The sequence below is a fragment of the Actinoplanes sp. NPDC024001 genome (genome assembly GCF_040638955.1).
In the GTDB taxonomy this organism is placed as follows: domain Bacteria; phylum Actinomycetota; class Actinomycetes; order Mycobacteriales; family Micromonosporaceae; genus Actinoplanes.
Map to the genome: position 1 here is coordinate 1 of NZ_JBEZZB010000302.1, position 6179 is coordinate 6179.

At 68.5% G+C, this 6179-nt stretch carries 3 protein-coding genes and 1 pseudogene; all 4 read left to right on the forward strand.

Annotated elements, in window-relative coordinates:
• Nucleotides 1-1524: pseudogene (locus AB0F81_RS50050) on the forward strand (pyruvate dehydrogenase (acetyl-transferring), homodimeric type); the annotation flags it as partial.
• Complete coding sequence (locus AB0F81_RS50055; protein WP_360211331.1) at nucleotides 1521-4256, forward strand: HAD-IC family P-type ATPase; 2736 nt, start codon at nucleotides 1521-1523, stop codon at nucleotides 4254-4256. The pseudogene AB0F81_RS50050 and the gene AB0F81_RS50055, both read left to right, overlap by 4 nt.
• A gap of 37 nt (nucleotides 4257-4293) precedes the next feature.
• A complete protein-coding gene (locus AB0F81_RS50060; RefSeq protein WP_360211333.1) occupies nucleotides 4294-5193 on the forward strand; it encodes a universal stress protein in 900 nt (299 codons plus the stop codon).
• 328 nt (nucleotides 5194-5521) lie between these two features.
• Nucleotides 5522-6179: CBS domain-containing protein (locus tag AB0F81_RS50065; RefSeq protein ID WP_360211335.1), on the forward strand; the 658-nt coding region annotated here is incomplete at its 3' end.

A 6179-nucleotide genomic window follows, 5' to 3' on the forward strand; every position in this document is an offset into this window, starting at 1 on the left:
AACGCCACGCACCAGATGAAGAAGATGACCCTGGACGACCTGAAGGGCTTCCGGGACCGGCTCTACCTCGACATCAGCGACAAGCAGCTCGAGGAGAACCCGTACCTTCCGCCGTACTACCACCCCGGCGAGAAGTCCGACGAGATCCAGTACCTCCAGCAGCGCCGCCGCGACCTGGGCGGCTTCGTGCCTACGCGGTCGGTGCGGAGCAAGCCGCTGACGTTGCCGGACCAGCACGCCTACGCGAGCATGAAACGCGGATCCGGCAATCAACCGGTAGCCACCACGATGGCGCTGGTGCGGTTGATCAAAGACTTGATGAAGGATCCCGAGATCGGCCACCGGCTGGTACCGATCATCCCGGACGAGGCCCGCACCTTCGGACTGGACGCCCTGTTCCCGACCAAGAAGATCTACTCACCGCACGGCCAGACGTACTCATCGGTGGACCGTGAACTGCTGCTGAGCTATCGGGAATCCACCAGCGGCGTCCTGCTGCACGAAGGAATCACCGAGGCCGGCTCGACAGCGTCCTGGACGGCGGTCGGCACCTCGTACGCCACTCACGGTGAGCCGATGATCCCGCTGTACATCTTCTACTCGATGTTCGGCTTCCAGCGGACCGCCGACGGTCTGTGGGCCGCGGCCGACCAGATGACCCGCGGCTTCCTGCTCGGCGCGACCGCCGGGCGGACCACGCTCAACGGCGAGGGCCTGCAGCACCAGGACGGGCACTCATTGCTCATCGCCGCCACCAATCCGGCGTGCGTGGCCTACGACGCCGCCTACGCCTACGAGCTCGGCCACATCGTTCGCGACGGGCTGCGCCGGATGTATGGGGATGCCCAGGAGAACGTCTTCTACTATCTGCCCCTCTACAACGAGCCGGTCCTTCAACCGGCGGAGCCGGCCGACGTCGACGTCGATGGCATCCTCGCCGGCATGCATCGCATCAGCGGCGCCAGCGTCGATGCTCCGGCAGCACACATCCTCGCCTCCGGCATCGCCGTGCCGGCCGGGTTGGCCGCACAGCGGCTCCTCGCCGAGGACTGGGGCGTATCCGCCGACGTCTGGTCGGTCACCTCGTGGACCGAACTGCGCCGCGACGCCATCGATGCCGAACAGTGGAACCTGCGGCATCCGGACGGGCCCGCCCGTCTGCCTCACGTCGTCCGCTGCCTGGCCGGTGATGGCGCTCCTGTCGTGGCGGTCTCCGACTGGATGCGGGCCGTTCCCGACCAGATCGCTCCGTTCGTTCCCGGCCGCTGGGCGTCATTGGGCACCGACGGATTCGGCATGTCGGACACCCGCACCGCCCTGCGCCGCCACTTCCACATCGATGCGCCGTCGATCGCGCTGCGCGTAATGCAGGAACTGACCGCTGGGGGCCGGCTCGACGTGGACACGTTGCGTAAGGCGCACGCAACCTACGGCCTGAACCCGGACGTAGAAGCGGAACAGGCGTCTGCCAGTGAACGGAAGTCGGCGACGGAAACTGGCGCCCGCCCCGCCGAGTCGGCATGACTGGCGCCACAACCACCAGGTCGGCCTCGCACGCTGAGCCGGTCGCCGACCTGGTCCGGGACCTCGACGTCGATCTGGCGACCGGACTGTCCTCGAGCGACGTACCGGCCCGGCTGGAGCGTCACGGTCGCAATCAACTCGACGAAGCGCCCAGGGAACCGCGTTGGCGGGCGTTTCTTCGCCAGTTCCAGGACCTCCTGATCATCATCCTTCTCATCGCCGGTGTGGTGTCGCTACTGGTGAGCCGGGAATGGGAAACCCCGATCGCGATCGCTGTCGTGGTGCTGCTCAACGCGACGATCGGTTTCGTGCAGGAGTCGAAGGCGCAGGCCTCGCTGGACGCCCTGCGCCGGATGAGCGTCATGACTGCCCGAGTCCGCCGGGACCAGCAGGTCGTCCAGGTGGACGCGGCCGAACTGGTGCCCGGTGACGTAGTCCTCGTGGAGGCCGGCGATCGGGTGCCGGCGGACGGACGACTGCTGACGGCGGTCTCGCTGGAGATCCAGGAGTCGATGCTCACCGGGGAGGCGCAACCCTCGGCCAAGTCGGTCTCCGAAGACCTGAGCGAGGGCGCCGCGCTCGGCGATCGGACCAACAGCGTCTTCATGAACACCGCGGTCACCCGCGGCCGGGGCGAGGTGCTGGTCACCGCGACCGGCATGCAGACCGAGACCGGCCGGATCGCCGGTATGCTGCACGCCGCCGATCCCGGATTGACGCCGCTGCAACGCCAGATCAGCGCGCTCAGCCGGACACTGGCGTTGATCGCGGGCGGCGTCATCGTGCTCGTCTTCGTTCTCGGCCTGATGCGCGGCCAACCGTTCGGCGACCTGTTCGTCACCGCCGTCTCACTGGCCGTCGCCGCCATCCCTGAAGGACTGCCGGCGGTAGTGGCGTTCACACTCGCGATGGGCACCGGCCGACTGGCCAAGCGCGGCGCCATCGTCAAGCGGCTGGCGTCGGTGGAGACGCTGGGCAGCACGTCGCAGATCTGCACCGACAAGACCGGCACGCTGACCCTCAATCAGATGACAGCCAAGCACATGCTGCTGGCCGGTCGGCATTTCACCGTCTCCGGCCAGGGCTATTCCACCGACGGAGGCATCCGCACAACCGACGGCTCGCCGATACCCGAAACCCTGGACGCGGCGCTACTGCCAATGGCGTTGTGCAACGAAGCGGACCTACGCGACGACGGCATCCTGGGCGATCCGACCGAAGGCGCCCTTCTCGTGCTGGCCGAGAAGGGCGGCATCGATGTCGCCGAGGTGCGCAGGCAACGCCCGCGCCGGCTCGAGATCCCGTTCGACTCCGACTACAAGTTCATGGCCACCTTCCACGACTGGACCGACGACCAGGGCAGCCTTGTCGTGCGCTGCTTCATCAAGGGCGCGCCCGACGTACTGGCCGACCGCGCCGACCGTTACCTCGGCGGCGACGGCGTCATGCCGTTCGACGACGCCGCCCGCGAGAGGTACCAGCGAGCCAACGCCGAGCTGGCCGAGCAGGGCATGCGAGTGATGGCCGTGGGCACCGAGGATTTCCCGTTCGACGGCTTCGACCCCGCAGACGATCCCAAGACGATGCTCCACCGGGTGGTACTGGTCGCGCTCGTCGGCATCGTCGACCCGCCACGCCCGGAGGCCCGGCAGGCCATCCAACGGTGCCAGGAAGCCGGGATCCGGGTCCGCATGCTCACCGGTGACCACGCGGTGACGGCCGCCGCGATCGCCGGCGAGCTCGGCATTCCCGGCCGCGCGGTCACCGGGGCCGACCTCGACGCCGTCACCGACGACGAGTTGTTCGCCCGCCTCGACGACATCGGCGTCATCGCCCGGGTCTCACCCAGCCACAAGATCAGAATTGTGCGAGCGTTGCAGAGCCGCGGCGAGGTGGTCGCCATGACCGGTGACGGCGTCAATGACGCTCCCGCGCTGCGCAAGGCCGACATCGGTGTGGCGATGGGCAGGGCCGGCACGGAGGTGACGAAGGAGGCCGCGACCATGGTCCTCACCGACGACAACTTCGCCACCATCGTGTCGGCGGTGCGTGAGGGCCGCGGCGTGTACGCGAACATCGTCAACTTCACCCGTTTCCAGGTGTCCACCGCGTTGGGCTTCGTCATGACGTTCCTGATCGCCTCGGTGACCGGGATCGCCGGCGGCGCGCCGTTCACCGCGTTGCAGATCCTGTTCGTCAACCTCGTCATGGACGGTCCACCAGCCATGTCGATCGGCGTCGACCCGGTCAGCCCGGACGCGATGAGCCGGCCACCGCGGCCCCGGCACGAGCGGATCCTGAATCGGTCCCGCCTCGTCCGCATCCTGCTCGCCAGCACGATCATGGCGGCCGGCACGCTTGGCGTGCTGGTGTGGGCGCCGGGCCCGGATGCCGAGGCCGGCCGGCCCACCCTCGCCGGCACCATGGCGTTCGTGACCTTCGTGCTGTTCCAGGCGTTCAACCTGCTCAACGTCAGATCCGACATCCGCAGCGTGTTCAGCAGCGAAACGATGCGCAACCGGTCGGCGTTCGTCGCCACCGGCATCGTGGTCGTGCTGCTGGTACTGCTGGTGGAGATAGATGTCCTGCACGGGATGTTCAACACCGTGGATCTGGTGTCCGGGCAGTGGCTGATCTGTACCGCGGTGGCGGCGAGCATCCTCGTCTTCGGTGAGACGCTCAAGGCCGTGTTACGCGCACGCAACCGGCGGTTCGCCCGGAGCACCGAATGATGGGACTCGGCCCGCTTTGCCAGCTTCGATTCAGGAGGTGAGAACCGTTTCCACGACAATCAACCCTGTGGTAGTAGGTTTCGACGGCTCGGCTCGCAGTCTGGACGCGGTCCTGACAGGCGCGACTGAAGCGGCACGGCGCGGGCTGCCGCTACGGATCGTCGGCGCGAACGTGTGGCCCACACTGCACATCGGCACGCCGCCCGGCATTCCCCAACCTCCAGCCGCAGCGCTGAGGGAATCGGCGGAGGAAGAACTGATCGAGGCGGTCAAGGCGGCCTCCGCCGCCGCGCCCGAGCTGTCCGTCACGTCCGCCTTGATCGACGGTGCACCGTCGTCGGTTCTGCTGGCGGAGAGCCGGAGCGCCAGCCTGCTGGTGCTGGGCGATCGGGGCATGGGCGCCTTCACCGGACTGATCATCGGGTCGGTCGCGGTGCAGGTGGTCACCTACGCGTCCTGCCCGGTCATGGTGGTCCGCGGCACGACCCGGCAGAACGGCCCAGTGGTCGCCGGGGTCGACGGCTCAGCGGCCTCGGCCGACGCCCTGGATCTTGCGGCCGAGGAAGCCGTCCTGCGCGGTGCCGACCTGGTGGTCGCGCACGCCTACCGCGCGTCCGAGCCATACAACGACGATCCGCTGACCCCGCCGGCGCACGACGCGGCCTTGGTCGAGGAACAGCAGCGGAAGGCCCTCGTCGAGCTGACGGCGGACGTGACACAGCGGTATCCGCAGCTCACGATCCATCATGAAGCCACCAGGGACTCGCCGGGTCAGCTGCTCGTTGAACGCTCCCGCCTGGCGCAGGTCGTTGTCGTAGGCAGCCGCGGGCGAGGTGGCTTTGCCGGACTGCTGCTCGGCTCGGTCAGTCAGCACCTCATCTACCACGCCGACTGTCCCGTACTGGTGGTAAGGCGCGGCGAAGCGACCGCGATCTGAAGCGCGGGCGCCGCGGTGAGCACCGTGACAGGCGGCGAGCCGTGGACAGCTACAGCTGCACCACCCGCCCGGCAGAGACGCCCGGCTCGGCCGGAACTGGCGTTGGCCGCCGGAGCCGTGCCGCGCTGTCTGTCATGCGGCTACCCCGCTGGAAGACCGATCCGTGTCGCTCGTTTCTTGCCGACAGTCGGCAGTTTAGCCACGCGATGCCTTGTCGCCGTGACTCTGCATTCTCCGGAGCCGGTCCGGCAGCCTGGAAGGTGAACCGAGAAACCGGACGGAAGAACAGAGAGGGCCCAGCATGCTGCAATGGCGAGTACGTGACGTCATGACCACCGACGTGATCACCGTCTCCGAGGATGCCTCGGTGACGGAGATCGTCACCCTGCTCAAGGACCGCCGGATCAGCGCTGTCCCGATCACCGACCGCTTCGATGTCGTAATCGGCATCGTGTCCTGGTCGGACCTGCACGCGAAGATCGAGCTCGGCGGGGAGGGCGGGGCCCGGACCGGTTGGTGGCACCGGTGGAGGAACCCGCTGCTGCAGTGGCCGCACGGCACGGCGGCGGAGGTGATGAGCGCACCACCGCTGACCATCACAGCCGACGCGTCGCTCGCGGCCGCCGCCCGGGTGATGCACCGGGGCGACGTCGGCCGGCTGCTGGTGACCGACGACGACAGCCGGTTGCTGGGCATCGTCACCCGTTCGGACCTGTTGAAGATCCATGACCGGCTCGACGCCGTGATCCGCGACGAGACGGTGCGGCGCGTCCTCGGCGACACCCTCCGGATCCCGCCCGGCGCGGTCCGCGTCGGCGTGGACGACGGCGTCGTCACCCTCACCGGGCGAGTCGAGCAGCAGCGCACTGCGGTCGCGGCCACCGGGCTGACCGCGGCGGTCCCGGGCGTGACCGGCGTCGTCGACCAGCTCACCGCTGACGGCACGGCGCCGGACGCCACGTCCCGGAAGTGGCCGCGGCGCCCCG